We start from the raw sequence: 24,841 nt of genomic DNA on the forward strand, positions 1-24,841 counted from the left end.
TCAGTCCACAGAAACGTCCACAAATGATTGAGATCCAGTCGGATGCGGAACAAATCCTTTAATGCTGCTCGAACCAGCCAGCTGCGGCTTAGAATGAACAAGCGGAACCCATGGTGCATCTTCATGAATAATGACTTGTGCCTGTTTGTACAGTTCATTACGTTTATTCTCATCTGCGGTAGACTGCGCTTCTACCAGTAATTTATGAACTTCTTCATTGCTGTAGCGGGAATAGTTATTTGATCCGATTGTATCTTTATCAAGTAAAGTATAAAGGAAGTTATCGGCATCCCCGTTATCGCCTGTCCATCCAAGCATGAATGTTGGTGCTTCTCCTGCTTGAACTTTTTCAAGATAAGTACCCCATTCAAAAGTTACAATCTTTGCATCAATATTTACTTGTTTAAGGCTGGCCTGTATAGCTTCAGCAACTTTTTGGCCGGAAGGCATATACGGTCGTGGAACTGGCATAGCCCAAAGGTCCATTTTAAACCCGTTTTCTAGTCCTGCTTTTTTCAGTAGTTCTTTTGCTTTTTCTACGCTATATTCATAATCTTGAATTTCTTCATTATAACCGCTGACTGAAGGAGGCATTGGATTTTTAGCCGGTTCTGCTGTACCTTCAAAGAAGTTTGTAATAATATCCTGTTTATTGATTAAGTGGCTGATCGCCTGGCGAACCTCTTTTTTATTAAACGGTTCTTTCTCTGTATTAAATCCGAAATAGCCGACGTTCATAGACGGACGCTCAAATAACTGCAGCTTGCTGTCCTTTTTGACTTTAGGCATATCACTCGGATTTAAGCCATCCATCAAGTCAATTTCACCTTTAATGACTGCATTTAAGCGGGCTGAGTTATCCTTTATTACCTTAAACTTAACACCCGCAAGCTTAGGCAATCCCTTTTTCCAATACTTATCGTTCTTAACCACTTCTATAGTGTCATTCTTCTTCCATGACTTGAATTTAAAAGGACCTGTACCAACAGGATTTTTTGTAAAATTGTCCCCATCCTTCTCAAATGCGGTTGGACTTGCAATCGCGAAAGGGCTCATAGCAAGATTCTTTAAGAAAGGTGCTTGAGGGCGTGTCAGGGTAAATTCAACTGTTTTTTCATCAACTGCCTTTACTTCTTTAATTACGTGGCCTTCATCACCTTCAAATCCACCGAACATAGAAGGATAATAAGCAAATTTTGCCTCATCCTTGCTTTTTGCCCAGCGCTGAAAGTTTTTTACTACCGCCTCGGCATTAAAATCGGTTCCATCATGGAACTTAATTCCTTCATTTAAGGTAAAAGTATAAGTCAGGGCATCCTGGGAAATTTTCCAATCCTTTGCTAGGGCTGGTTCTATTTCTGTATTATCTTTCCCATAGGATACTAGATTTTCGTAAATTTGTTCTGTTACGATAAAGGATTCTCCCTCTGTTGTGACAGCCGGGTCAAGAGCTGTAGAATCTCCACCCCGTCCATAAATAAGGGTATAGCCCTTTTTTCCGCTTTCGCCCTTTTCCCCGCTGCTGCTATTTGATGAATTGCAGCCCGAAAGTACCAGCGAAAGAGTAAGCAGACAGGCAAATACATACCATAAACTCTTTTTCATGTTTTTTCCCCCTTTAAAATGATGTTACTTTAATATATATACTTACTGTCATTCATATAAATGACAGGCTGTATAATGACCGGGACTAACTGCCTTGAAAATCGGCCTTGATGAACTGCATATATCCATAGCTTTCGGACATCTAGTATGAAAGGGGCAGCCTTTTGGCGGGTTTGCAGGACTTGGCACATCCCCTTGCAGAAGGATTCTTTCTTTCTTGTGATCTACATCCGGTATAGGAACCGCTGATAACAGGGCTTGTGTATAAGGGTGCTTAGCGCTGCTGTAAATATCCTCACTATCTGCAAGCTCCACAATATGGCCGAGATACATAACACCCACTCGGTCGCTGATATGCCGGACTACTCCAAGGTCATGAGCAATAAAAAGGTAAGTAAGGTCGAATTCTTTCTGTAAATCCTGCAAAAGATTCAGAACCTGCGATTGAATAGAAACGTCCAGAGCAGAAACAGGTTCATCGGCGATGATTAATTTTGGGTTAACTGCCAGCGCACGGGCAATTCCAATTCTCTGCCGCTGTCCGCCGCTGAACTGGTGTGGATAACGGCTGGAATGATAGCTGCTCAGGCCTACGATTTCAAGTAATTCATTCACCCGCTTTTTACGCTCAGCTTTTTCCTTAACTCCGTGAACGATTAATGGTTCCTCCAATATTTTCCCCACAGTGTGCCTTGGATTTAGCGATGCATATGGATCCTGGAAAACCATTTGCATTTCTCGCCGCATCTTTCTCATTTCAGCAGCCGAGAGCTCCGTAATATCCGTACCTTCAAAGAAAATTTTCCCTTCACTCGGATCCAATAACCTAAGCAGCATCCTGCCGGTAGTAGATTTGCCGCAGCCGCTTTCACCCACAAGCCCCAATGTTTCACCTTTATTGATGAAAAATGAAATTCCATCAACAGCTTTTACTTCCCCAATTGTTTTCCCTAGAAGCCCGCCTCTAATTGGAAAGTGTTTCTTTAAGTTTTCTACCTTAACTAATGGCTGTGTCATGCAACTTTACTCCTTTTCCGTCCTCATACAGCCAGCACCTGACTTTCTGGCCATTGTTTAAACTTTTTAGCGAAGGGGTTTTTGTCACGCACTTGTCCATTGCGTGGGCACAGCGGGGTGCAAATTGGCAGCCCAGCTGGTGAGCCCCAGGCTTTGGTACATTGCCGGGTATGGAGTATAATCGTTCCTTTTTGTCCCTCATATCTGGGACAGACTGAATGAGCCCGATCGTATAGGGATGCTTTGGATCTTGGAAAATAGTTCTGACATCCGCTTCCTCCACTATCCGGCCAGAATACATCACTACAACACGTTCACAAATTTCAGCAACTACACCGAGATCATGGGTAATCATCATGATGGCGGTCTCTGTTTCTTTATTTAATTTCTTCATTAACTCCAAAATTTGAGCCTGTATCGTTACATCAAGTGCGGTCGTCGGTTCATCTGCTATTAACAGTGCTGGGTCGCAGATCATAGCCATAGCTATCATCACGCGCTGCCTCATTCCTCCTGAAAGCTGGTGGGGGTATTCCCTTATTAAATCCTCGGCCCTTGGCAGTCCCACAAGCTTGAGCATTTCTACAGCTCTTGCTTCAGCCATTTTTTTATTCCATCTTCTATGTATTCTAATAGACTCTATTAACTGCTCACCAATTGTAAATACAGGATTTAAGCTGGTCATTGGTTCCTGGAAAATCATCGCAATATCATTTCCGCGAATTTTTCTCATTCGGGATTCAGATGCACGGGCAAGGTTTTCTCCCTTGAAGAGGATCTCACCTTCAACCTTTCCAGCGGGAGAATCTACAAGCCCCATGATGGAAAGGGAGGTAACGCTTTTTCCGCATCCAGATTCCCCCACGATACCCAGAATCTCCCCGGGATTAATGTGGAAGCTGATTTCGTTTACTACAGGTATTTCTGAATCATCTGTTCGAAAGCTGGTCTTCAGCCCTTTCACTTCTATAATTGGTTTGTTCAAGGACTTCAATCCTTTCTCTTGGGGATATATGTAATTTTCTCGTTGAATATGATTGAATTATGACATTTTTCTGATAAGTTAACAATATCTAATTTGAATAATTTGCAAATTCTGCTACTTATTTGAATATTAATTTCGTTTTTTACAGAAAAAGACAAAAAAAGAACAGTTGATTTCCAATTGAAATCAACTGTTCTTTTTTATTAATAGCAATTTTACTCAGGATAACCAAAAAAGCTTCATTTATTTAATGTAGAAAAAGCTTTTTCAGCCGCCTGTATCGTGTGTGCTATATCCTCATCTGTATGAGCGGTTGATAAGAATAAGCCTTCAAATTGGGAAGGAGGAAGGAATACACCCTCCTCAGCCATCTCACGATAATAAGAAGCAAAGAACTCCAGATTAGAGGATTTCGCTTTTTCATAATTCACAACGTTATCATTAGTAAAGAAGAAGCCAATCATAGAACCGGCTCTATTAAAGGTAACAGGTATATTATGCTTTTTGGCAGCCTTGCTGATGCCCTCTTCCAGCATATCACCTTTGCGGTTAAACTCTTTATAATCCTCAGGAGTCAGCTGGCTCAGTGTCTCATAGCCTGCCGTCATAGCTAGAGGATTTCCGGATAATGTGCCTGCTTGATAAATGGGACCGCTTGGAGCAATTTGGTTCATGATTTCAGCTTTGCCGCCATAAGCTCCTACAGGCAGTCCGCCGCCTATTACTTTACCAAGGCAGGTGAGGTCCGGAGTAATGCCAAAATAGCCTTGGGCACAATTATATCCAACACGGAATCCAGTCATTACTTCATCAAAGATAAGAAGAGTGCCATATTTTTCTGTGATTTCACGCAAACCTTCCAGGAAGCCATCAAGAGGAGGAACAACTCCCATATTGCCTGCCACCGGTTCAACTATGACGCCAGCCAGATCATCGCCATACTGCTCAAATGCAAGCCTAACACTCTCAAGATCATTATAAGGAACAGTTATTGTATTTTTAGCAACACCTTCAGGTACACCCGGGCTGTCTGGCAGTCCAAGGGTGGCCACACCAGAACCAGCTTTAATTAAAAGTGAGTCGCCATGTCCATGATAGCAGCCTTCAAACTTCAGGATTTTGTTTCTTCCGGTATATCCTCTTGCAAGACGGAGTGCACTCATGGTAGCTTCTGTTCCTGATGAAACCATTCGAATAACCTCAATGGATGGAACTCTATCGATTACAAGCTCTGCAAGCTTATTTTCTAAAAGTGTCGGAGCACCGAAGCTGGTGCCAGTTTCAGCCACTTCTTTAATAGCTTCAACAACCCGGTCATTCGAATGCCCCAGAATGAGCGGACCCCATGACAGAACATAATCAATGTATTCGTTACCGTCTATGTCATAAATTTTCGATCCTTTTCCTTTTTCCATGAAAATAGGATCCATTTTTACCGATTTAAACGCACGTACCGGACTGTTAACGCCGCCAGGCATCATTTTCTTTGCTTCTTTAAAAGCCTGCCTGGATTTTTCATATGAACGCATCGCTATTCCCCCATTTTGAGAGTGTTTGTTTAAGTTATTGTTCTTCTTTAATCCATCTAGCTGCATCTTTTGCAAAGTAAGTAATGATTAAATCTGCACCAGCACGTTTCATGCTTGTCAGAGTTTCCATTACGATACTTCTTTCATCAATCCATCCATTGATGGCCGCAGCCTTTATCATGGAGTACTCACCGCTTACATTATAAGCTACCACCGGCAGATTGAAGTTATTTTTCACATCGCGCATAATATCCAGGTAGCTTAGGGAAGGCTTCACAATTAAGAAGTCAGCTCCCTCTTCCACATCCGATTCTGCTTCACGAATTGCTTCAAGACGGTTGGCAGGATCCATTTGATAGGTCTTTCTATCTCCAAATTGAGGAGCACTGTTTGCTGCATCTCTAAACGGACCATAATAAGCCGAAGAATATTTCACCGCATAAGACATAATGGGAATATCTGTGTATCCAGCCTCATCCAGTCCGGCACGGATAGCGGCTACGAATCCATCCATCATATTTGAAGGCGCAATAATATCAGCGCCGGCTTCAGCCTGGCTGACAGCTGTTTTCGCAAGCAGCTCTAGTGATTCATCATTCAGAACCTTTCCATTTTCCACTACACCGCAATGACCATGGCTTGTATATTCGCATAAACAGGTGTCTGCAACAACAATAATATCCGGATGGCTTTTCTTAACGGTACGTGTGGCTTCCTGTACAATTCCGTTGTGTGAGTATGCTCCAGTGCCGCATTCGTCTTTATGATGTTCATCCGGCACACCAAATAAGATAACAGATTTGATGCCCAGACTTGCCACTTCATTCATTTCAGCTTCCAGCAGATCAAGGGAAATCTGGAATACCCCCGGCATTGAATTGATTTCATTTTTCACATGAGTGCCTTCTACTACAAAAATAGGATAAATAAAGTCTTCAGCGCGCAGAAAGGTCTCTCTCACTATGGCTCTCATATTTTTGCTTGTACGCAGACGGCGGTGCCTGTTAAATTGTAATTCATTCATTATAGCTTCCTCCTGCTCTCATCATTTTTATTTAAAAATGTAATAATGGCCTGCAGCATGCTCGGAGCGGTATACGTATCCGGGCAAATATCGACGGTCAGCCCCAAAGATTCGGCCCTGCATTTTGCAGCGGGGCCAATGCAGGCTACTATACTGTTTTTAATGGCTGTATTCAGGTTGTTCTCCCTGACTATTTTCATAAAGTTTACAACCGTGGAAGCACTTGTAAATGTAAGAATATCAGCTTTATTAGTCCCCAGAAAATCAATCAATTTCCGCTCGCTTGAAGAAGGCATAATATTTTCATACACAATGAGTTCCGTACATTCATGGCCTTCTTTCCGAAGAGACTCCGCGATTATATCTCTGGCAAGATTTCCTTTTGGCAAAAGAATTTTTGAAGGAGCTGTTAAGCAGCAGTTAAACTCCTCAATAAAAGCTTCAGCCACAAAACTCCCGGGAATAAAATTAATCGATAAACCCAGGCTCTCTATTGCTTCTTTTGTTTTTTCCCCAATGGCTGCAAGCTTTGGATTACCCATTTGGACTAAGCTGTCTTTCGTTAAATGAAAGTATTTTAACGCATTTACGCTGGTAAAAATGATCCAGTCAAACTTGCCGTCCAACGGCTTTCTTTCCACCCTCTTAAAATTGATCATTGGAATGGAAATAGGAGTGCCTCCCAGTGTTTCAACGCTTCTAATCAGCGGTTCAGCCTGGCTTTCCGCTCTCGTTATTAGAATTTTTACTCCCTGAAGCGGTTTTTCAGCTGTCATTAGCTCTGTTCAAGTTCCTTTTTGACTGCGTCAATCAGGTCTTTTCCACCTTTAGCTGATAAGAGGGCTGCTGCTTCAATGCCGAGTGATGCAGGATCGCTCCCTTTAAGAGTTTCTTTTAAGATAACAGTACCATCTGGTTTAGCCACAAGAGCAGTTAAAGAAATTTCGCCTGAGGAGTCTAGAGCGGCATAGCCTGCAATAGGCACCTGGCATCCGCCCTCCATTTTATCAAGAAAAGCCCGTTCAGCCTTTACTGTTTTTTCAGTAACGGCGCAAGTCAGCTTCGCTAAACCATCTAGCAGCTCTTTATCATCTTCCCTGCATTCAATGGAGAGAGCCCCTTGACCAACAGCAGGAAGACAAAGATCCGGTTCAAGATATTCAGTCACGACTTCGGACTTCCAGCCCATTCTTGCTAGACCTGCCGCAGCAAGGATGATAGCATCGTAATCTTCATCCTTCAGTTTTTGGAGGCGGGTATCTATATTGCCTCTAATCCACTTAATTTCAAGATCTGGTCTGCTGGCAAGAAGCTGGGCGCTCCTGCGGAGACTGCTCGTACCAATCACTGCGCCTGAAGGCAGATCACTAAGTTTCAAATTTCCTTTAGAAATTAAAGCATCCCTATGGTCTTCACGCGGGGGGACACATCCGATTGTTAATCCATCAGGAAGAACGGCGGGCATATCCTTCATACTATGTACAGCCATATCTATTTCCTTATCAAGCATAGCCTGCTCAATCTCTTTTACAAAGAGGCCTTTTCCGCCTACTTTTGATAAGGTAACATCAAGGATTTGGTCTCCCTTGGTAACAATTTCCTTTATTTCAAATTCAAAAGGAAGTCCCAAGCCTTTCAGCTGATTGATAACCCATTTTGTTTGAGTGAGAGCCAGCTTGCTCCTTCTAGATCCTACAATAATTTTTCTCATAAAAGCCTCCTGTTAGGAATACCAAAAATGAAATCCTGATAAACTGCCGAATAATAAAAAGTTAACAAGAACAATCAGAAAGGAACCCAGATTCCACAGGGCCAGTGTTTTTCCATACACCTGTCTTCTAACCTTGTAATATAAGTAAATGCTGTAAGCAATTAATACTATAAAAGACCCGATTATTTTAGGGTCTGCCCATGGTATGGCCGGGAGTTTTATATGAGCCCACTGCAGTCCCAGGATTAATGAAAGGAGCAGCAATGGCACCCCAATAACATTTAAAATATAGGAGGTTTTTTCAAGCTTTGATAAATCACCTAAACGGGTCAGCCGTTTTCCCCATTTTTTCCTTTTTAATAAATCATACTGAATTAAATATAACAAAGAAAAAACAAAGGAAAGGGTAAAAGCTCCATATGACAAAATTGCCATCGTTATGTGAATAAGCAGCAGCTCCGAAACTAACCTCTCGGCAAGAGCGTGTGATTCTACCTGCACCGGGGCAAAAGTATGGACCGCCATCACAATGAACCCTAAAACATTCGTAAAGAATACTGTGAAATCTACTCTCAATAGCCTATTAATTCCTAAAGAGAGAGTAATTAATACCCATGCGTAGAAATATAATCCCTCAAAAATAGTCAAAACGGGAAATCTGCCGGTTCTTACAACATAAAGACATAAAAAAATTGTTTGAAGGAGCCAAACAATTGCAAGTAACCAGAAGGCAATCCGGTTCGCCTTCCGGTCATTATTAAGAAAGTCTATGAAGTATAAGAGCACGCTTAAAGCATATATAACAACTGTAGCCTCATGAAGCCTGGTCATGGATAATTCAAGCATGAAATTCCCTCACTTACCCTTGAACCGTTACCGGTTTAAGCTCTATTGAATTTCCTCTGCTTGTTCCGCTGTCCGCCTGTTTTTTTACTTCTTCACTAATGTTAAAGATTTTCACAAAGCTGTCTAGAGCCTCGGAGGAATTCTGATTTCCTGCCAATTCCTTCGCATATGAAATAGGATCCTTTAACATCTGGTTAATGATGCTCTTTGTATGCTTGCTAAGAAGCTTCACTTCCCTATCAGACAGTTCAGGAAGCTTCCTTTGAATGCTTTCCATGGTTTCAGCCTGGATGGCCAATGCTTTTTCCCTCAGAGCCGAAATAACCGGCACCACTCCGAGCATGTTAATCCATTGATTAAAGCCGGAAATTTCTTCTTCAACCATAAGCATTATAGTTTCCGCTGCTGCTTTTCTCTCTTGAAGGTTAGCCTGGACAATTCCTTCTAAATCGTCTATATCGTATAAGAATACATTTTCTAAGACTGCAATGGCTGGCTCAAGATCCCGTGGAACAGCAATATCCACCATAAAGATAGGACGTCCCTTGCGCATTTTGACCACTTGTTCCATCAATTCCGCCGTAATGACAAAATCCTTCGCACCTGTAGAGCTTATTAGAATATCCGCTTCCACTAAGGCACATTGAAGCTCCTGCAGCCTTTTAGCCTCTCCCTTGAATCGTTCGGCAAGAGAGACCGCTTTTTCAAAGGTACGGTTGATAACCGTAATCTGTGTGGCTCCGCTTCCATGGAGGTTTTGGATAGCTAATTCACCCATTTTTCCAGCTCCAAGAATTAATACATGTTTCCCTTTTAGAGATCCAAATATCTTCTTAGCAAGCTCAACTGCTGCATAGCTTACAGAAACAGCATTCGTGTTAATCTCTGTTTCAGCATGTGCTTTTTTAGCCAGTGTAAGGGCTTGTTTAAATAAACGGTTAAAAATAGACCCTACCGTATTTTCAGCCTGTGCGAGCAAAAAGCTTGAGCGTACTTGTCCAAGAATTTGGGTTTCCCCAAGCACCATGGAATTCAGCCCGCATGCAACCTTGAATAAATGCTCAATGGCCCCCTCTTGCTCATAAATAAACAAAAAAGGTGAAAATTCTTCTTTTTCTATATTAAACCATTCAGCTAAGAATTCTTTTATATAGTAACGGCCCGTATGAACCTGGTCGACTACAGCATATATTTCAGTTCTGTTGCATGTAGAAACAATCACATTTTCTAATATGCTTTTTTTATTTTTAAGTGCTTTCATTGCCTGATCAAGCTCTGATTCATTGAATGAAAGTCTTTCTCTTATCTCGACAGGGGCAGTTCTAAAGTTAAGGCCGACTGCTAATATATGCATAATCCTGCGCACCCCCAAAAAGTTTACAATTTATAGTATTACTATACACTATTAAACATTATAGCATGTATTAAAAGCTTTATCGCGATATAATTATGAACAGATGATGAAATCTTAAGCTGTCATTTCCGCATAATCTTTTTAGTTTTCTACCATCATGAACCATCCATCTACCACATAAAAACATAAGGGAGGAAACCATGAAATCACAGCGATTATTTCCCGGAATTATCTTAATGGGATTTGGACTATATTTCTTTCTTGAACAATCTAAAATGGAACCTTTCCAGGGCTTTTTCACATGGCCTACATTATTAATGATCGTAGGCATAGCTTTTCTTGTACAGGCTTACGGAGGAAGAGATTACGAAGCCATAGTGCCGGGGGTGACCCTGACAGGGTTTGGGATTCATTTTCATATTGTGGCAAAGCTCAAAATCTGGCCGGATCATATCGGCATCTTTATCCTCATTATCGGACTTGGCTTCATACTTCGTGCCAGGGAGACGAAGTCCGGAACATTTCAAGGAATATTACTGCTGATCATCGCTGTTATGCTGCTTTTTTATGACCGCATTACGGCTTGGATGGGCCTGTTGGAATCAAGTGCAGCCGCAGCCTGGAAATTCTGGCCCTTCATCCTGATAGGAGCTGGACTTTTTTTCATGCTTCAGAAGAAAAGGAAATAGTTGAAATACTTAACATACCTTTAATTCCCAAATATTAGCGGATTATGTCTATTTCTCTAAATATTAAGCAGAATGTATTCGCCAGGGTTTTATAGAAACTCCTTGCTGCGAAATGCAATAATGATAGAGACTCAATCCAAGAACAATGTACAGAAATTGTCGCTGCTCAGGCGGTCTGCGTTCTATTACAGAAGAATAGAGGGCGCAGTGAAGCATAAAACCTTTTTAACAAAAAGCATACACAAAAAGTTCAGCATACATTCTAAAACTCAAGCATACACATACAACACTTAAGCAAAAACTCTAATAGGTTAAGCATAAACGTAACTTAAGCATAAATCTCTAGAAGATAAGCATAAACGTAACTTAAGCATAAATCTCTAGAAGATAAGCATTACATTTTATAATCTATACATAGCCGCTTAATCCGAGATTTTATTTTTCACTTTAGCATTCTAAAAGCTATTTAAAGTACAAGACTTATATTAGTGTAGTAATTTTCAACCAAAAAAGTAACAAAAACACCTTAAAAAAGGGCGGCTTCAATGTCTAAACAGACATTCAGCCGCCCTTTCCTCTTTTACATCATACTTTCCAATACAGCCCAAGCCTCTTCTTTTCCAAGACCGGTCTCTGATGAAAATAAAACGATGTTATCGTCTGGATCAAAATCCAGCGTTTGTTTGGTAACTTTTAGATGCTTCTGCCATTTTCCTTTCGGAATTTTATCGGCCTTTGTAGCAATAACTACACAGGGAATTTCGTAATGCTTTAGGAAATTGTACATCATAACATCATCATTGGTTGGAGGATGACGTAAATCGACAATTAAAAGGACTGCTCTTAGCTGCTCTCTCGTCGTAATGTACGTTTCAATCATTTTTCCCCAGGCTTCCCTTTCTGACTTGGAAACCTTCGCATAGCCATAACCCGGAACATCCACAAAATGAATAGCTTCATTTAATAGATAAAAATTCAGTGTCTGGGTTTTCCCAGGCTTTGAAGAAATTCTCGCAAGGGCCTTCCGATTAATCATTTTATTAATGAAAGAAGATTTGCCAACATTAGACCTTCCTGCGAGTGCAAACTCTGGAAGGTCGCCCTCCGGGTATTGAGCAGGCCGTACTGCGCTGATGACGATTTCTGAGGAGGTAATATTCATTTACTTTTCACCTGCCAGTGCATGTTTCAAAACCTGATCCACATGGGAAACGAGTACAAATTCCAGCTGACTGCGGACACTTTCAGGTATATCGTCGATGTCTTTTTCATTATCAGCTGGTAGAATAATCTTGGTTAAACCAGCACGGTGTGCACTTAAGGTTTTTTCCTTAACACCGCCAATTGGAAGAACCCGGCCTCTTAAGGTGATTTCTCCTGTCATTCCCACTTCACGTTTTATCGGCCGGCCAGTCAGCGCAGAAACGAGAGCTGTCGCAATAGTGATACCTGCTGACGGCCCGTCTTTTGGAACGGCACCTTCTGGCACATGTATATGGATGTCATTTTTTTCATGGAAGTTTTCATCAATGGACAATTCTTTTGCCTTGGATCGTACATAGCTGAACGCTGCCTGCGCTGATTCCTTCATCACATCACCAAGCTTACCGGTAAGCACAAGCTTTCCTTTTCCAGGAGCCAGGCTGACCTCGATCTGAAGGGTGTCTCCTCCAACCGTTGTGTAGGCAAGACCGGTAGCGACACCTACCTGATCCTCAAGCTCTGCCTGCCCATAGCGGAATTTTCTTTTTCCAAGGAAGTCCTCTAAATTTTTATCACTTAAAATGACTTTCTTCTTTTCGCCCGACACGATTATTTTTGCCGTCTTTCTGCAGATCGTGGCAAGCTGGCGTTCAAGGCTTCTAACTCCTGCTTCTCTCGTGTAATACCGGATTATGCTCATTAAAGCATCATCTTTAACCTGAAGCTGAGATTTCTTCAGACCATGTTCTTCAAGCTCTTTAATCAGCAGGTGTTCTTTAGCGATATTTATTTTTTCTAGTTCTGTATAGCCGGCTATTGAAATAATCTCCATACGGTCTCTAAGAGGGCCAGGGATGGTTGCAAGATTATTAGCTGTAGCTATAAACATGACTTTTGAAAGATCGTAGGTTTCTTCAATATAATGATCACTAAAACTATGATTCTGCTCAGGATCTAACACTTCCAGCATGGCCGCTGACGGGTCTCCCCTGAAATCATTGGACATCTTATCGATTTCATCCAGCAGAAACACAGGATTAACGGTGCCTGCCTTTTTCATTCCCTGAATGATTCGTCCGGGCATGGCACCTACATAAGTTCTTCTATGGCCTCGGATTTCTGACTCATCTCGCACCCCGCCAAGGGAAACTCGGACAAAGTTGCGGTTTAATGAGGATGCAATCGATTTTGCAAGACTCGTTTTCCCCACTCCCGGAGGGCCCGCAAGGCATAAAATTGGTCCTCTTAAGGAGTTAGTGAGCTGCTGAACGGCCAGATATTCCAATACTCTTTCTTTAACCGTTTCAAGTCCATAATGGTCGCGGTGAAGGATTTTTTCCGCTTTGGCGATATCTAAGTCATCCTTCGTAGTATTTGTCCAGGGCAGAGACACAAGCCACTCGATATAATTCCGGATTACAGCGCTCTCTGCGGAGCTTGCAGGAATCTTTTCATAGCGGTCTAATTCCTTGTGGGCTGTTTCCTTAACATGATCAGGCATCCCGGCGTTTGCAATTTTCTCTTGAAGAGCTGCTATCTCACCCGTTTTGCCTTCTTTATCTCCCAATTCCTTCTGGATGGCTTTCATCTGCTCACGCAGATAATATTCCTTTTGTGTTCTTTCCATGGAACGCTTTACACGCTGGCCGATCTTTTTCTCTAAGTTCAATACTTCTTTCTCGTTATTGATCGTTTCGAGAACTTTAGCAAGCCTCTCTTTAACATCAATCGTTTCGAGTATTTCTTGCTTCTCCTTCAGCTTTAACGGAAGATTGGACGCAATTATATCAGCCATTCTTCCCGGCTCTTCAATATCCGCTGCCGATGAATAGGTTTCAGAAGATATTTTCTTGGACATTTTTATGTATTGCTCAAAATATTCAAGAAGTGATCTCATTAAAGCCTGATGTTCAACATCTTTCTCTATGCTGTCCTCAAATGTCTCAAGCTTGGCAGAAAAATGGGTTTCTTCATCATAAAAAGTTAGAATACGAGCCCTTTTTAATCCTTCTACAAGTACACGGATCGTCCCATTTGGAAGCTTCAGCATCTGCTTAACCTTCGTCAGAGTTCCCATTTCGTAGATATCCTGTTCCGCAGGCTCATCTATTGATACATCCTTTTGAGTTGTCAAAAAGATTAAATGGTCATCCACCATTGCTTTTTCCAATGCATGAACGGATTTATCCCGCCCTACGTCTAAATGCAATACCATTGTAGGGTATACTAGCAATCCTCTAAGCGGAAGGAGGGGGACGAGAAGTTCATTATTATTCGCCATTATTACTGACACCTCCTGTAAAATCACAGATTTATTTTCTTGGTAAACTTACCTTTTAACTCAGCTTTTAACAATTCTATCTTATTTAAATAAATGTGTCTATGCGCGAGATAGGTGCTTATATTATCTCCAAAACGGCCAAGAAAAGCACGCAATAAGTAATAGGTATTTTTCCTTCGTCCAATCAGGCTTATACGTCACTGCCGCTATTTCTATATTATATACTTTCCCTGATTTATACCCCTTAAGCTGCTTCTTCCAGACAAATTAAAAAACCGGCCGTTACGGTAAACCAACGCTCACGGTTCGCGTTAAATTTACCGGCAGCCGAATTTTTTTATACACTTTCTTTTTTATTCAAGTTAGGGCGGGGCAGTATGTCCTCAGGTATTATCTCTTTTAGAAGCGAGTGATCAAATACCTGTGATAAGTGCTTGACTGGAATAACTTCGATTCCTTTTACTTCTTTTAATATGCCCTGCATGTTCTCTTCGGGAATGATCACTTTCTCTGCTCCAGCTTTCTTCGCCGCCTTTATCTTAGGCAGCACACCGCCTATAGCTTTGACATTGCCATGGATGCTTATTTCTCCCGTCATTGCCACTTTATGATCCACAGCAATTTTATAGACCGATGAATAAATGGCTGTTGCCATCGCAATTCCAGCTGACGGGCCATCAATCGGAATACCGCCAGGGAAATTAACATGAATATCATATTGATCCGCAGGCACACCCATTGACCGCAGTACGGTAATTACATTCTCGATAGATCCTTTTGCCATACTTTTTCTCCGGATGGATTTACCAGAGCCGCCTATGCTTTCTTCTTCTACAATTCCTGTTATATTAATGGAACCCTTGTCAGATGCAGGAAGGACGGTCACTTCGATTTCTAGGAGGGCACCGCTATTTGGTCCATACACCGCTAAACCGTTAACAATGCCTACTTTAGATTTACTTGAAATTTTCTTTTCGATTCGTGGGGACAGCTGGCTAGAATGAATGACCCATTCCATATCCTCATCCTTTATGTAATTTCGGTCCTCTGTTATCGCAAGGCCTGCAGCAATCTGGATTAGATTGACTGCTTCCCGGCCATTTCGTGCGTAATTAGCCAGAGTGGATAGTCCGTATTCACTAATTTTCAGGTTCACTTTTTCGGCTGCATTTTTACCAACAGCTGAAATTTCCTCTTCATCCAATTCCCTGAAAAAAACCTCCATGCATCTCGACCTGATTGCAGGCGGTATTTCGCTTGGCGTCCGGGTTGTAGCTCCGATTAAACGGAAATCCGCCGGCAGACCATTTTTGAATATATCATGAATATGAGCCGGGATTTGCGTATTTTCCTCTTGATAGTAAGCACTTTCTAAATGCACTTTTCGATCCTCCAGAACCTTTAACAGCTTGTTCATTTGAATGGAGTGCAGCTCACCAATTTCATCAATGAATAATACGCCGCCATGGGCATTTGTTACAGCACCCTGCTTCGGCTGTGGAATTCCAGCCTGTCCCATTGCACCGGCTCCTTGATAAATGGGGTCATGAACCGACCCAATCAAAGGATCAGCAATTCCCCGTTCATCAAAACGAGCCGTGGTTGCATCTAATTCGACAAATACAGAATGTAACTTAAATGGGGACTTAGGATTTCTTTTAGCATCTTCCAGCACAAGTCTTGCCGCAGCTGTCTTCCCGACTCCGGGAGGGCCATAAATAATCACATGCTGCGGATTTGGTCCGCAAAGAGCTGCCTTTAAAGATTTAATTCCATCCTCCTGGCCGACTATATCACTAAAACTTTTGGGCCTGACTTTCTCGGCCAAAGGCTCAGTAAGCTTAATGGATCTCATCTTCCTGAGCTGATCCATTTCCTTCCTTGATTCCCGGTCTATAGACACCTTTTGAGTGCGCTGCCCTTTTAGAAGATTTAAAAAATACATGCCAATAATGACCCCAAAAACTAATTGGATTACCAATGCAATTCCTGTCCAACTCATCCTTTTCCCTCCCGCAAATACACCTTGCTGATTTGTATTGCTAGTATCTCCCTCATTGAAAAGGAATAAACCAATTATTTGAGGTTCATCGGCAAATAGAAAGACAGCTCCTGTCACACTTAAAGCATGGAAAAAACACCTGCTCGTTTGGCAGGTGTCAAATATTTTTATAAATGTCCTTTTTGAAACTTGCCAATTTTAAAAAGCGGTGTTTGTAAAGCGGTTTGTTACAGACACTACTAATCTACTATGCTTCCCGAATGAATAATCTCTATATATTTAGAAGGGAATTATTTTATATTACCGGAAAGCTGGCATAAGTAAAAAGTACGCATTTACATGATAAACGATCGTACTTTGATTTAGCTTCATACCTTTTCTGCAGCCATTTGTTAAGAGGGACATCCCGACAAGAGTAAAAGAAAGTAAATTAGAATAGACACACTTTTCCCATGTACTTTGCAGCGCCATCCTATTACTTATTTACAATCGCCTCATCCTGTTTCTTCAATAATTCGACATTTGCCCGCGTATCCTCTATATTCTTTTGAACTACCTGGATATACTCAGTCATAGACTTATGGATTCTTGCTTCACGCTCTAAGTAGGTGGCTGTAAATTCCAGCTGGTTTTGTCCCAGCGAACCTGCTGAAGGGCCTGGAAGGTTAAGAGCACCCAAAGCATGTTTTATATCATCCAGCTGCTGCATGACTGCATCAAAGTTAAGTTTGATTGTTTGCATCAGAATAACCGCCTTTTGAGATCATTAATTTTATCATTAAGCTGTCCAAACGCATCTTCTCCGATATCTAGCAGCTCACTCGCTTCGTGAGCTAAGCTGCCCGCCAGGCTTAATGCCATTCTTTCTGCCTGAAGCATCATGATTTTTGATTCTATGCTTTGACTACAATCGTCATAATCCTGATGCACAATATCTGACATCGTCCGAAAGGCTTCCTGCCGCGCTTCGTCAAAGGTTTCTGCCCTGCTGCCAGTCCATGATTGTCCTAGCACCGGCTGGACTATACGGCGTATTTCTTGAAGGCTTTGGGATTGTTCAGAATCGATTCCTCCTTTTGCCCGCTGCAGGCGTGCTATTTTTTCATCTATATCTGCTGATCTGCTTGAGATTGCGCTGTAAATCTGATTAAGTTCCTCACCAAGTTCCATGTGGTACCTCCTGTAAAGGCTTATAGGTTTAACAAATATGTATTAATCTATCATTTAAGTATAAAAAACCTTGAGCTGCATATTAATGAGCTTTATTACCTGTAATTAGTTAGATATTGCAAAATGAAAAAAGTTGATTAGTAAAAAATTCCCATAAACCCTATACCCATTCTTCTTCTATTCAAACTATGAGTATAAGTAATTGTTAAACGAAAGGGAACTGGATACCTGAATACCCAGCCCCTACGCCTTCGTCCATCCATTTCTAACTGCATATAAAGCGGCCTGTGTTCGATCAGCCAGCCCAAGTTTAGATAAAATATTTGATACATGTGTTTTCACTGTTTTTTCGGTAATGAACAGTGCAGATGATATTTCTTTGTTGCTCTTCCCACTGGCTATTTCCAATAACACTTCACGTTCTCTTTTCGTCAATTCATGGAGCATCGGTTTTTTATTTGAACTGCTTCCTGAAAGGGCAGATATGAGCAGGGAGGTCGCTTTTGGATGAATCTGATTCTCCCCCGCTAAGACCTTTTTAATTACAAGCACTAGTTCATCTGGTTCAATATCCTTCAATTGATATCCCGATGCACCAGCTTCAAGTGCAGGCAGAACATGATCCTGGTCGGAGAAACTGGTCAGGATCAGGATGCAGGATTCAGGCTGATTTTGTTTAATTAACTTAGTTGCCTCAATTCCATTAACTGCTGGCATATCCAGATCCATTAAAATAATGTCTGGCTTCAATTCCAGAGACATCGCAGCTGCTTCTGCACCATCTTTTGCTTCACCTGCTACCTCAATTCCTTCCTGAGTCTGAAGAAAAAGGGCCAAGCCTCTTCTTACTACATGGTGGTCGTCTGCAATAAGTACTCTAATGCTCATGTTTTCCCCTCCTGAATCGGTATCTCTGCAATAATGCGTGTTCCTTTTTCTTCCATGCTATCGATTCTGAAGGTACCATTTAAAGATCGAGTTCGCTCTTTCATGGTTTCCAGTCCCATGGATGGCAGCTCATCCATGCCTGGCAAAAGACACCCTTTGCCCTTATCCCATATTTCAAGATGCAAGGTCAGTTTATTTACACGAATTCGAACAAAAACTTCTTTCTGTCCTGAATGTTTTTTACAATTATTGAAAGCTTCCTGACCAATCCTCCAGATTGCTTCCTCCACTTTAGATGGAAGGGCTATCAGACCCTGAATTTCACTATGGACTTTCAGGCCAATCATATTTCCATAGCTGGTTAACGCATGAACAACCCCGTTTTCAAGCCCCTTCGGACGCAGCTGCCATATTAATGCCTTCATTTCAGCTAGGGCTGTTTGAGACATTTCTTGTATGTATCCAAAAGTCTCTTTGATCTCCGTTTCCTTAGACATTTCTTTTCCTGCCCGTGCTGTGAGTGAAACGGAAAATAGCAGCTGATTCACGGAATCATGCAGATCCCGAGCCAGCCGGTTTCTTTCAGCTGCAATGGCTGTTTCCTGTTCTAAAGCATGCAGCTGAATCCTTTTTATGGCCGTTCCAATTTGATAGGCTACTGATTCCAGCAAATCTAGTTCATTCTTATTAAATTGTGATTTATGTGGTGAAGCTACATTGAGAAGGCCAAATGCTTCATCACCTGCTCTTAATGGGACGGTTGCATGATGTGTTAAACCGAATGTTTCCCCAGAATTAAAGTGTATGGCATCTTCAAGCCTCTTACACTCCATTATATTTGTGGCTCGATCCAAAGTGCCTCTCATAAATTTACTCACACACCAGCAGTTGTTAGAACACATTGGTTTAAAATCATCCCTTGTTAAGGCTGAGGGAAGATTTTCATATGCGGCAAGCTCGTTTTTCCCTTTTTTATCTATTAAAAAAATCCAGCCGGTTTTAAACTCCGTAATACTCAGGAGCATAGTCAGCACATCATGAAGTACACCGCGAAGATCTGTCCCCTCGTTTAATTTTTCTGCAATATCCTTAAGAATTTTTAATTTAGAAAACCGGTCTTCCACTGCCACCATCTGCCTTCTTTGAACACTATATTTATTCTATTATCTGAAATTTCAGGGAAATTGTGAAGGAGTGAATTTCGTAAAAATGCAGGTGCGGGCGGATCACTTATGAAAGGAGAGATTTTGCCGCAGTTTTTCACTTAGTGTAAGTCTAGTTCTGGCCTGGGGACCGCAGATTTTTACTGTATTTGGTCTTCTGCGAGAGTTTTGGAACTTATGCAGGATTTTGGAGATTATTGAAGGATTTTTGAGATTTATGCAGGATTTTTGAGATTATTGAAGGATTCTCGGAACAATTGCAGGATTTTTAAGATTTTTGCAGGATTCACATATCATCACTTGGAACAGACCTAAGCACTCGTACCCTGCCTCAGCTTATTAATGATAACCAACAAAAAAGCCGCCGACTCGAATTAGCCGGCAGCTGCTATTTAGACCCTAAAAGAGCTTGTCTCTTTCATAAAGGTTTCTGATTATGCAGAAGTTTTCTTTTCTTTTCCTGTTACAAGTGTTCCGTCTGTAAGAAGCAATTTAGGCGGCTTGTTTTCAGTAATGGTTTCTGCTGTAATGATGCATTTATCGATATCATCACGGGACGGCAGATCAAACATTACTTCAAGCATGATGCCTTCGATGATAGACCGAAGACCACGGGCACCTGTTTTGCGCTCAATTGCTTTCTTAGAAATTTCGTTTAATGCTTCTGGCTCGAATTCTAGATCTACATTATCAAGCTCAAGCATTTTTTGATATTGCTTAACCAGCGCATTTTTTGGCTTGGTAAGAATTTCAATAAGTGCTGCTTCATCAAGCTGTTCCAATGTAGCGATTACTGGCAGACGGCCAATAAATTCTGGAATTAGTCCAAACTTCAGCATATCTTCTGGAAGGACCTTTGTAAGAAGAGATTTTTGGTCTACATCTTCTTTTTTCTGGTCTCCTCCAAAACCGATTACTTTTTGCCCTAAACGGCGTTTAATAATCGGCTCGATGCCATCAAATGCACCGCCGCATATAAACAGGATATTTGTAGTGTCAATCTGGATGAATTCCTGATGCGGATGTTTGCGTCCGCCTTGAGGTGGTACGCTTGCAGTCGTGCCCTCAAGAATTTTAAGCAGGGCCTGCTGAACACCTTCACCTGAAACATCACGTGTAATAGATGGATTTTCAGATTTCCTTGCTACCTTATCAATTTCATCGATGTAAATGATTCCTTTTTCCGCTTTTTCCACATCATAATCTGCAGCCTGGATCAGCTTTAAGAGAATATTTTCAACATCCTCACCTACATAACCAGCCTCAGTCAAAGAAGTAGCGTCAGCTATAGCAAAAGGTACGTTTAATAATCTTGCAAGGGTTTGAGCAAGAAGGGTTTTACCGCTTCCTGTCGGCCCGATTAAACAGATATTACTTTTTGAAAGCTCTACATCATCAATTTTGCTATTAGAATTGATTCGTTTATAGTGATTGTAAACGGCAACTGCAAGAGATTTCTTTGCCTGCTCCTGCCCGATTACATATTCATCTAAGATCTCACGGATTTCTTTTGGCTTTGGAACGTCCTTGAACTCAACTTCTTCTTCCGTTCCGAGCTCCTCTTCCACGATTTCCGTACATAATTCTATACACTCGTCACAGATATATACTCCAGGCCCAGCAACCAGCTTACGAACCTGTTCTTGAGTTTTGCCGCAAAAAGAACATTTCAGCTGTCCTTTTTCATCGTTAAATTTAAACATGAAAATTTCACCCCTTTAAATACTATCCCTCAAAAAAAGCTCAGATGCATCAACTATACTCAGGAAAAGGGTCTACATTTGCTATCAGCATTTTTCTCTATGTAAAGTAAATATTATCATACTTTGCATCTAAAGAAGAAATAAAAATGCTCAGCCCTTAAACTGGCATGGCCGAAAGAGCCAATAAACTTTAATATGTATATTGCCCTTTACAAGCATTTCCAAACTAGGCAATTTCAAACCGGCAATAGTTAGATTGTAATATGTATATGCATTATTAGAATTAATCTACACTGATTCGGGCAAAAAATCAATTCTAAACCCAAGGACCAATATGTAATGAAAATCGATTATGTAATGTGTGGATAGTATAAAACAAGGCACGAGTAAGTCGTGCCTTGCAGTTATGGAAATTAAACTGTTTTGCTGTTTTCTACTAAGAAGTCAATTGCTTTACGGTTTTTAAGGTCACCCTTAACTCCTTCAAGACTTCCAAGAGCCTGCTTAATGCTTTCAACATCCATATTGTACATTTCAGCCATTTTGCTAAGCTCTTCATTTACTTCATCTTCTGATACTTCGAAGTTTTCAGCTTTGCCGATCGCTTCAAGAGTCAAGTTAACGCGAACTCGTTTTTGTGCTTCTTCAGTCATTTGGCCGCGAAGAGCTTCTTCGTCTTGACCAGAGAATTGGAAGTACATTTCAAGGTTCATACCCTGCATTTGAAGACGCTGATCAAACTCGCTCATCATGCGGTCTACTTCGCTGTTAATCATCACTTGAGGAACTTCGACCTCAGCATTTTCAGCAGCCTTTTCAACTACAGTATCGCGGACATGATGTTCTGCTTCATGCTTTTTGCTTTCAGCTAGACGAGTTTTTGTTTTTTCTCTTAGCTCAGCTAATGTTTCAACTTCTTCGTCTACGTCTTTAGCAAATTCGTCATCTAATTCTGGAAGCTGTTTAGCTTTAATTTCGTGAACCTTTACTTTGAAAACAGCTGGTTTTCCAGCAAGCTCAGCCGCATGGTACTCTTCAGGGAAAGTAACTTCTACGTCCTTTTCAGCTCCTGTTTCAATACCAACTAATTGCTCTTCAAACCCTGGAATGAAAGAACCTGATCCTAATTCAAGAGAGTAGTTTTCACCTTTTCCGCCTTCAAAAGCTTCATTATCAACGAAACCTTCAAAATCGATCACTACTGTATCACCGTTTTCAGCTTGTCCTTCTTCTTTTACAACAAGCTCAGCCTGGCGCTCTTGAAGACCTTTGATTTCATTGTCAACTTCTTCATCAGTAACGTCAGTATCAAATTTATCCACTTCAAGGCCTTTGTATTCGCCTAGTTTAACTTCAGGCTTTACAGTAACAGTTGCTTTAAAGATAAATTCTTTTCCTTTTTCAAATTGATCTACATCAATTTCAGGACGGTCGATTGGCTCGATTCCTGCTTCTTCAACAGCGCTGCTATATGCTTCTGGAAGAAGATAGTCAATAGCATCCTGATATAAAGATTCTACACCAAAACGTTTTTCAAACATTTGGCGAGGCATCTTTCCTTTACGGAATCCTGGAACGTTGATTTGTTTTACAACTTTTTTAAATGCAGCGTCAAGACCTTCGGTTACTTTCGCTGAATCTAATTCAACTGTAAGAACACCGCGGTTCCCTTCTAATTTTTCCCATTTTACAGACATGCAGTTCCCTCCAAAAAATCTATATTACTAACTTTATTAACATCTGGATGAATATAAAGTCTTTTTATTTACAAGTCATCCTAAACAAGGCCCTATAAAGCCTGATTACAACCATTATATTATAACATAGGTTATCTTTCTTTCAACAGCGATAGCTTAAATAATAGGATAAGAAATTTCTTCAAACTCTCTGATCCTTTTTATTATGGTATTTATGTTATCAGGATCTCCGGAATATTTCTCTGCCAAATGAGCTAAGGGGGCTGATTCACCTTGATACTCCGCTATTAGAAAATGGTAAGCTGCCGCCCAATCGTGAAAGCCTTGTTCTGACGGCTCAAAAGGGTACAACAGAAAATTATGCCGTTCAATCAGACTCTGTGCAAATTCCATAAGGGTCGGATTCTCATGTGAAAGCCTAGACTCCAGCTCGTCTAAGGTGTGAATCAAAAAGTCAGTGTGCATCACATCAGGCAGGTGTTCCGGATTCACCTTCATGCTCCTGCTAAACTTTTGAATCTCTGTTTCTTCGTGAACGGACTGTTCTTTCAAAATGTTAATCAATAATGTTTTTAAGAAAGGATGGGCATCCGGATTGCGCAGAAATCCCTGCACTTCCCTTAAATATGGACGTATATTGGCATGTGCCAGCTGCGAAATCAAAAGCAGCTGCTCCTGCTCAGGTTTTTGAGCAAGGAAATCTATTTCCTCTGTCAGCACCGCTTCATCCTGTTCCGTAATGACATCTTGGATTTCAGTCTCTTCAAGTGACCTCTCACAAAATTCAAGCATTTTATAAAAGTGTTCTTCTTTATCAGGAGGAACTTGTTTTTCTTCAAGCAGTGCTTTTATGGTATGAATCATTTCTTGGTGTTCATTTAGGTTCAGAAGAATCATTAAATAGATGTTTACCACCTGGAAGTAGTCTCCGATACCCTTTAAAAGCAGCTCTCTGCATAAAGCCTTTGCTTCTCTGTAATTTCCGAGCTCTACCCATGACACAACTAACCCTATATTCAGTTCTGGATGATCAGGATCAAGCTCTCTTGCTTGACTGAAGTGTTTCGCTGCTTCTTTAAATTCTTTCTCTCTTAAAGCATCCAGACCCAGCTCAATTAACCGGTTTGCTAACCCTGGAAAAGGAATAACCTTTCGATCCCTTTCAGCCTTTTTATTTTTACCTCTCATAAGTGAAACCGCCTTAGACGTTTATCGTTTTATTGTGAATCAGTGTAGCATGTAATGTTTGTAAAAACAAAAATTTACAGGTTCTAGAAATAATATTTTACTAATAAGGCTAAGGGATCTTTTCCTATTAGATTCTATTTTAAACATATGAAAAGGGATCCCTTCTTTCGAAGGGATCCTGTTCGTTTTATATGCCTGAAGCTTTTTCAAATGCTTCGATCTTTGAATCATAACGCAGTGTGATAGATATTTCATCCCAGCCGTTAACCAAAAGCTCTTTCCAATACGGGTGGATATCGAACTCTGTTCTGAATCCATCTCCGGCCTTTACAAGCTGGTTTGGTAAATCAACTGTTATCTCCTGCTTTCCATCCGTACATACAGACATTAACAACGCTGTTTCTTCATGAGTTAATTTAATTGGAAGAATCCCATTTTTAAAGCAGTTTTGATAAAAAATATCGGCGAAGGATGGAGCGATAATAATGTTGAATCCATAATCGAGCAGCGACCATGGAGCATGCTCCCGAGACGAACCGCAGCCAAAGTTTTCACCAGCAATCAGGATTGAAGCACCTTTATTTTGGGGGTGATTCAGCTCAAAATCATCCCTTTCGGCTCCTTGTTCATCAAAGCGCCAATTATAAAATAAAAATTGTCCAAATCCTGTTCGTTCGATTCTTTTTAAAAATTGCTTGGGGATGATTTGATCTGTATCCACGTTTGCTCGATCAAGAATCGCTGCTTTTCCTGTTACGATCGTTATAGGTTTCATAAAATCTCTCC

Annotated in this window: 21 protein-coding genes; 1 reads left to right on the forward strand and 20 read right to left on the reverse strand. The window is 41.1% G+C overall.

Features of this window, described 5'->3' with window-relative positions; genetic code table 11:
- The 9 genes from JOC77_RS06485 to hemA form a co-directional block, all read right to left on the reverse strand.
- Positions 1 to 1,605 carry an ABC transporter substrate-binding protein gene (locus tag JOC77_RS06485; RefSeq protein WP_204540489.1) on the reverse strand — a complete coding sequence of 535 codons (1,605 nt, stop codon included), beginning with the start codon at positions 1,603 to 1,605 and terminating at the stop codon, positions 1 to 3.
- 48 nt (positions 1,606 to 1,653) lie between these two features.
- The gene (locus JOC77_RS06490) at positions 1,654 to 2,622 is read right to left on the reverse strand and encodes an ABC transporter ATP-binding protein (protein ID WP_204540491.1); all 969 of its coding nucleotides are present in this window, start codon (positions 2,620 to 2,622) and stop codon (positions 1,654 to 1,656) included.
- A complete protein-coding gene (locus tag JOC77_RS06495; RefSeq protein ID WP_204540494.1) occupies positions 2,603 to 3,607 on the reverse strand; it encodes an ABC transporter ATP-binding protein in 1,005 nt (334 codons plus the stop codon). Before JOC77_RS06495 ends, JOC77_RS06490 begins: the two co-directional genes overlap by 20 nt.
- Before the next feature lie 239 nt (positions 3,608 to 3,846).
- The gene (gene hemL, locus JOC77_RS06500) at positions 3,847 to 5,136 is read right to left on the reverse strand and encodes a glutamate-1-semialdehyde 2,1-aminomutase (RefSeq protein ID WP_204540497.1); all 1,290 of its coding nucleotides are present in this window, start codon (positions 5,134 to 5,136) and stop codon (positions 3,847 to 3,849) included.
- 34 nt (positions 5,137 to 5,170) lie between these two features.
- Positions 5,171 to 6,160 carry a porphobilinogen synthase gene (gene hemB, locus JOC77_RS06505; protein WP_204540500.1) on the reverse strand — a complete coding sequence of 330 codons (990 nt, stop codon included), beginning with the start codon at positions 6,158 to 6,160 and terminating at the stop codon, positions 5,171 to 5,173.
- Positions 6,160 to 6,936 carry a uroporphyrinogen-III synthase gene (locus JOC77_RS06510; protein ID WP_204540502.1) on the reverse strand — a complete coding sequence of 259 codons (777 nt, stop codon included), beginning with the start codon at positions 6,934 to 6,936 and terminating at the stop codon, positions 6,160 to 6,162. Before JOC77_RS06510 ends, hemB begins: the two co-directional genes overlap by 1 nt.
- Complete coding sequence (hemC, locus tag JOC77_RS06515) at positions 6,936 to 7,871, reverse strand: hydroxymethylbilane synthase (protein WP_204540505.1); 936 nt, start codon at positions 7,869 to 7,871, stop codon at positions 6,936 to 6,938. The genes JOC77_RS06510 and hemC overlap by 1 nt, the downstream gene beginning before the upstream one ends.
- A gap of 12 nt (positions 7,872 to 7,883) precedes the next feature.
- Positions 7,884 to 8,717 (reverse strand): cytochrome C assembly family protein, encoded by an 834-nt coding sequence (locus JOC77_RS06520; RefSeq protein ID WP_204540508.1) that lies wholly within the window; start codon positions 8,715 to 8,717, stop codon positions 7,884 to 7,886.
- Positions 8,718 to 8,730: 13 nt separating this feature from the next.
- Positions 8,731 to 10,071, reverse strand: coding sequence for a glutamyl-tRNA reductase (hemA, locus tag JOC77_RS06525; RefSeq protein ID WP_204540511.1), 1,341 nt, complete (start codon positions 10,069 to 10,071; stop codon positions 8,731 to 8,733).
- 200 nt (positions 10,072 to 10,271) lie between these two features.
- Here hemA and JOC77_RS06530 point away from each other — a divergent pair, with 200 nt between their 5' ends.
- On the forward strand, positions 10,272 to 10,760 hold the full coding sequence (locus JOC77_RS06530) for a LiaI-LiaF-like domain-containing protein (RefSeq protein WP_204540514.1): 489 nt from the start codon (positions 10,272 to 10,274) through the stop codon (positions 10,758 to 10,760).
- Between the two features lie 580 nt (positions 10,761 to 11,340).
- Here JOC77_RS06530 and yihA read toward each other — a convergent pair.
- The 11 genes from yihA to leuD form a co-directional block, all read right to left on the reverse strand.
- Positions 11,341 to 11,922, reverse strand: a complete 582-nt coding sequence (gene yihA, locus JOC77_RS06535) for a ribosome biogenesis GTP-binding protein YihA/YsxC (protein ID WP_204540517.1) — start codon at positions 11,920 to 11,922, stop codon at positions 11,341 to 11,343.
- Positions 11,923 to 14,244 carry an endopeptidase La gene (gene lon / locus JOC77_RS06540; protein WP_204540520.1) on the reverse strand — a complete coding sequence of 774 codons (2,322 nt, stop codon included), beginning with the start codon at positions 14,242 to 14,244 and terminating at the stop codon, positions 11,923 to 11,925.
- Positions 14,245 to 14,581: 337 nt separating this feature from the next.
- Positions 14,582 to 16,246: an ATP-dependent protease LonB gene (gene lonB / locus JOC77_RS06545; RefSeq protein ID WP_204540523.1), complete on the reverse strand. Its 1,665-nt coding sequence runs from the start codon at positions 16,244 to 16,246 to the stop codon at positions 14,582 to 14,584.
- Between the two features lie 475 nt (positions 16,247 to 16,721).
- Positions 16,722 to 16,988: a YwqI/YxiC family protein gene (locus JOC77_RS06550; protein ID WP_239558631.1), complete on the reverse strand. Its 267-nt coding sequence runs from the start codon at positions 16,986 to 16,988 to the stop codon at positions 16,722 to 16,724.
- A complete protein-coding gene (locus JOC77_RS06555) occupies positions 16,988 to 17,416 on the reverse strand; it encodes a YwqH-like family protein (RefSeq protein WP_204540526.1) in 429 nt (142 codons plus the stop codon). Before JOC77_RS06555 ends, JOC77_RS06550 begins: the two co-directional genes overlap by 1 nt.
- Before the next feature lie 243 nt (positions 17,417 to 17,659).
- Positions 17,660 to 18,304, reverse strand: a complete 645-nt coding sequence (locus tag JOC77_RS06560) for a response regulator (protein ID WP_204540529.1) — start codon at positions 18,302 to 18,304, stop codon at positions 17,660 to 17,662.
- Positions 18,301 to 19,437: a GAF domain-containing sensor histidine kinase gene (locus JOC77_RS06565; protein WP_204540532.1), complete on the reverse strand. Its 1,137-nt coding sequence runs from the start codon at positions 19,435 to 19,437 to the stop codon at positions 18,301 to 18,303. Before JOC77_RS06565 ends, JOC77_RS06560 begins: the two co-directional genes overlap by 4 nt.
- 464 nt (positions 19,438 to 19,901) lie before the next feature.
- Positions 19,902 to 21,170, reverse strand: coding sequence for an ATP-dependent protease ATP-binding subunit ClpX (gene clpX, locus JOC77_RS06570; RefSeq protein ID WP_204540535.1), 1,269 nt, complete (start codon positions 21,168 to 21,170; stop codon positions 19,902 to 19,904).
- Between the two features lie 413 nt (positions 21,171 to 21,583).
- The gene (tig, locus tag JOC77_RS06575) at positions 21,584 to 22,867 is read right to left on the reverse strand and encodes a trigger factor (RefSeq protein WP_204540538.1); all 1,284 of its coding nucleotides are present in this window, start codon (positions 22,865 to 22,867) and stop codon (positions 21,584 to 21,586) included.
- A 156-nt stretch (positions 22,868 to 23,023) separates the two neighbouring features.
- Positions 23,024 to 24,055 (reverse strand): tetratricopeptide repeat protein, encoded by a 1,032-nt coding sequence (locus JOC77_RS06580; protein ID WP_204540541.1) that lies wholly within the window; start codon positions 24,053 to 24,055, stop codon positions 23,024 to 23,026.
- 187 nt (positions 24,056 to 24,242) lie between these two features.
- Complete coding sequence (leuD, locus tag JOC77_RS06585) at positions 24,243 to 24,830, reverse strand: 3-isopropylmalate dehydratase small subunit (RefSeq protein WP_204540543.1); 588 nt, start codon at positions 24,828 to 24,830, stop codon at positions 24,243 to 24,245.
- Between the last annotated feature and the right edge of the window lie 11 nt (positions 24,831 to 24,841).

The organism is Peribacillus deserti (genome assembly GCF_016909175.1).
In the GTDB taxonomy this organism is placed as follows: domain Bacteria; phylum Bacillota; class Bacilli; order Bacillales; family DSM-1321; genus Paraperibacillus; species Paraperibacillus deserti.

Bases quoted from the DNA above. Each gene is read 5' to 3' on its own strand.
- JOC77_RS06485 (WP_204540489.1), bottom strand. From the start codon at position 1,605: ATGAAAAAGAGTTTATGGTATGTATTTGCCTGTCTGCTTACTCTTTCG.
- JOC77_RS06555 (WP_204540526.1), bottom strand. From the start codon at position 17,416: ATGGAACTTGGTGAGGAACTTAATCAGATTTACAGCGCAATCTCAAGC.
- JOC77_RS06565 (WP_204540532.1), bottom strand. From the start codon at position 19,437: ATGGTGGCAGTGGAAGACCGGTTTTCTAAATTAAAAATTCTTAAGGAT.
- tig (WP_204540538.1), bottom strand. From the start codon at position 22,867: ATGTCTGTAAAATGGGAAAAATTAGAAGGGAACCGCGGTGTTCTTACA.
- leuD (WP_204540543.1), bottom strand. From the start codon at position 24,830: ATGAAACCTATAACGATCGTAACAGGAAAAGCAGCGATTCTTGATCGA.
- JOC77_RS06550 (WP_239558631.1), bottom strand. From the start codon at position 16,988: ATGCAAACAATCAAACTTAACTTTGATGCAGTCATGCAGCAGCTGGAT.
- lonB (WP_204540523.1), bottom strand. From the start codon at position 16,246: ATGAGTTGGACAGGAATTGCATTGGTAATCCAATTAGTTTTTGGGGTC.
- JOC77_RS06510 (WP_204540502.1), bottom strand. From the start codon at position 6,936: ATGACAGCTGAAAAACCGCTTCAGGGAGTAAAAATTCTAATAACGAGA.
- JOC77_RS06530 (WP_204540514.1), top strand. From the start codon at position 10,272: ATGAAATCACAGCGATTATTTCCCGGAATTATCTTAATGGGATTTGGA.
- JOC77_RS06520 (WP_204540508.1), bottom strand. From the start codon at position 8,717: ATGCTTGAATTATCCATGACCAGGCTTCATGAGGCTACAGTTGTTATA.
- JOC77_RS06560 (WP_204540529.1), bottom strand. From the start codon at position 18,304: ATGAGCATTAGAGTACTTATTGCAGACGACCACCATGTAGTAAGAAGA.
- hemA (WP_204540511.1), bottom strand. From the start codon at position 10,071: ATGCATATATTAGCAGTCGGCCTTAACTTTAGAACTGCCCCTGTCGAG.
- clpX (WP_204540535.1), bottom strand. From the start codon at position 21,170: ATGTTTAAATTTAACGATGAAAAAGGACAGCTGAAATGTTCTTTTTGC.
- hemC (WP_204540505.1), bottom strand. From the start codon at position 7,871: ATGAGAAAAATTATTGTAGGATCTAGAAGGAGCAAGCTGGCTCTCACT.
- lon (WP_204540520.1), bottom strand. From the start codon at position 14,244: ATGGCGAATAATAATGAACTTCTCGTCCCCCTCCTTCCGCTTAGAGGA.
- hemB (WP_204540500.1), bottom strand. From the start codon at position 6,160: ATGAATGAATTACAATTTAACAGGCACCGCCGTCTGCGTACAAGCAAA.
- JOC77_RS06490 (WP_204540491.1), bottom strand. From the start codon at position 2,622: ATGACACAGCCATTAGTTAAGGTAGAAAACTTAAAGAAACACTTTCCA.
- JOC77_RS06580 (WP_204540541.1), bottom strand. From the start codon at position 24,055: ATGAGAGGTAAAAATAAAAAGGCTGAAAGGGATCGAAAGGTTATTCCT.
- yihA (WP_204540517.1), bottom strand. From the start codon at position 11,922: ATGAATATTACCTCCTCAGAAATCGTCATCAGCGCAGTACGGCCTGCT.
- hemL (WP_204540497.1), bottom strand. From the start codon at position 5,136: ATGCGTTCATATGAAAAATCCAGGCAGGCTTTTAAAGAAGCAAAGAAA.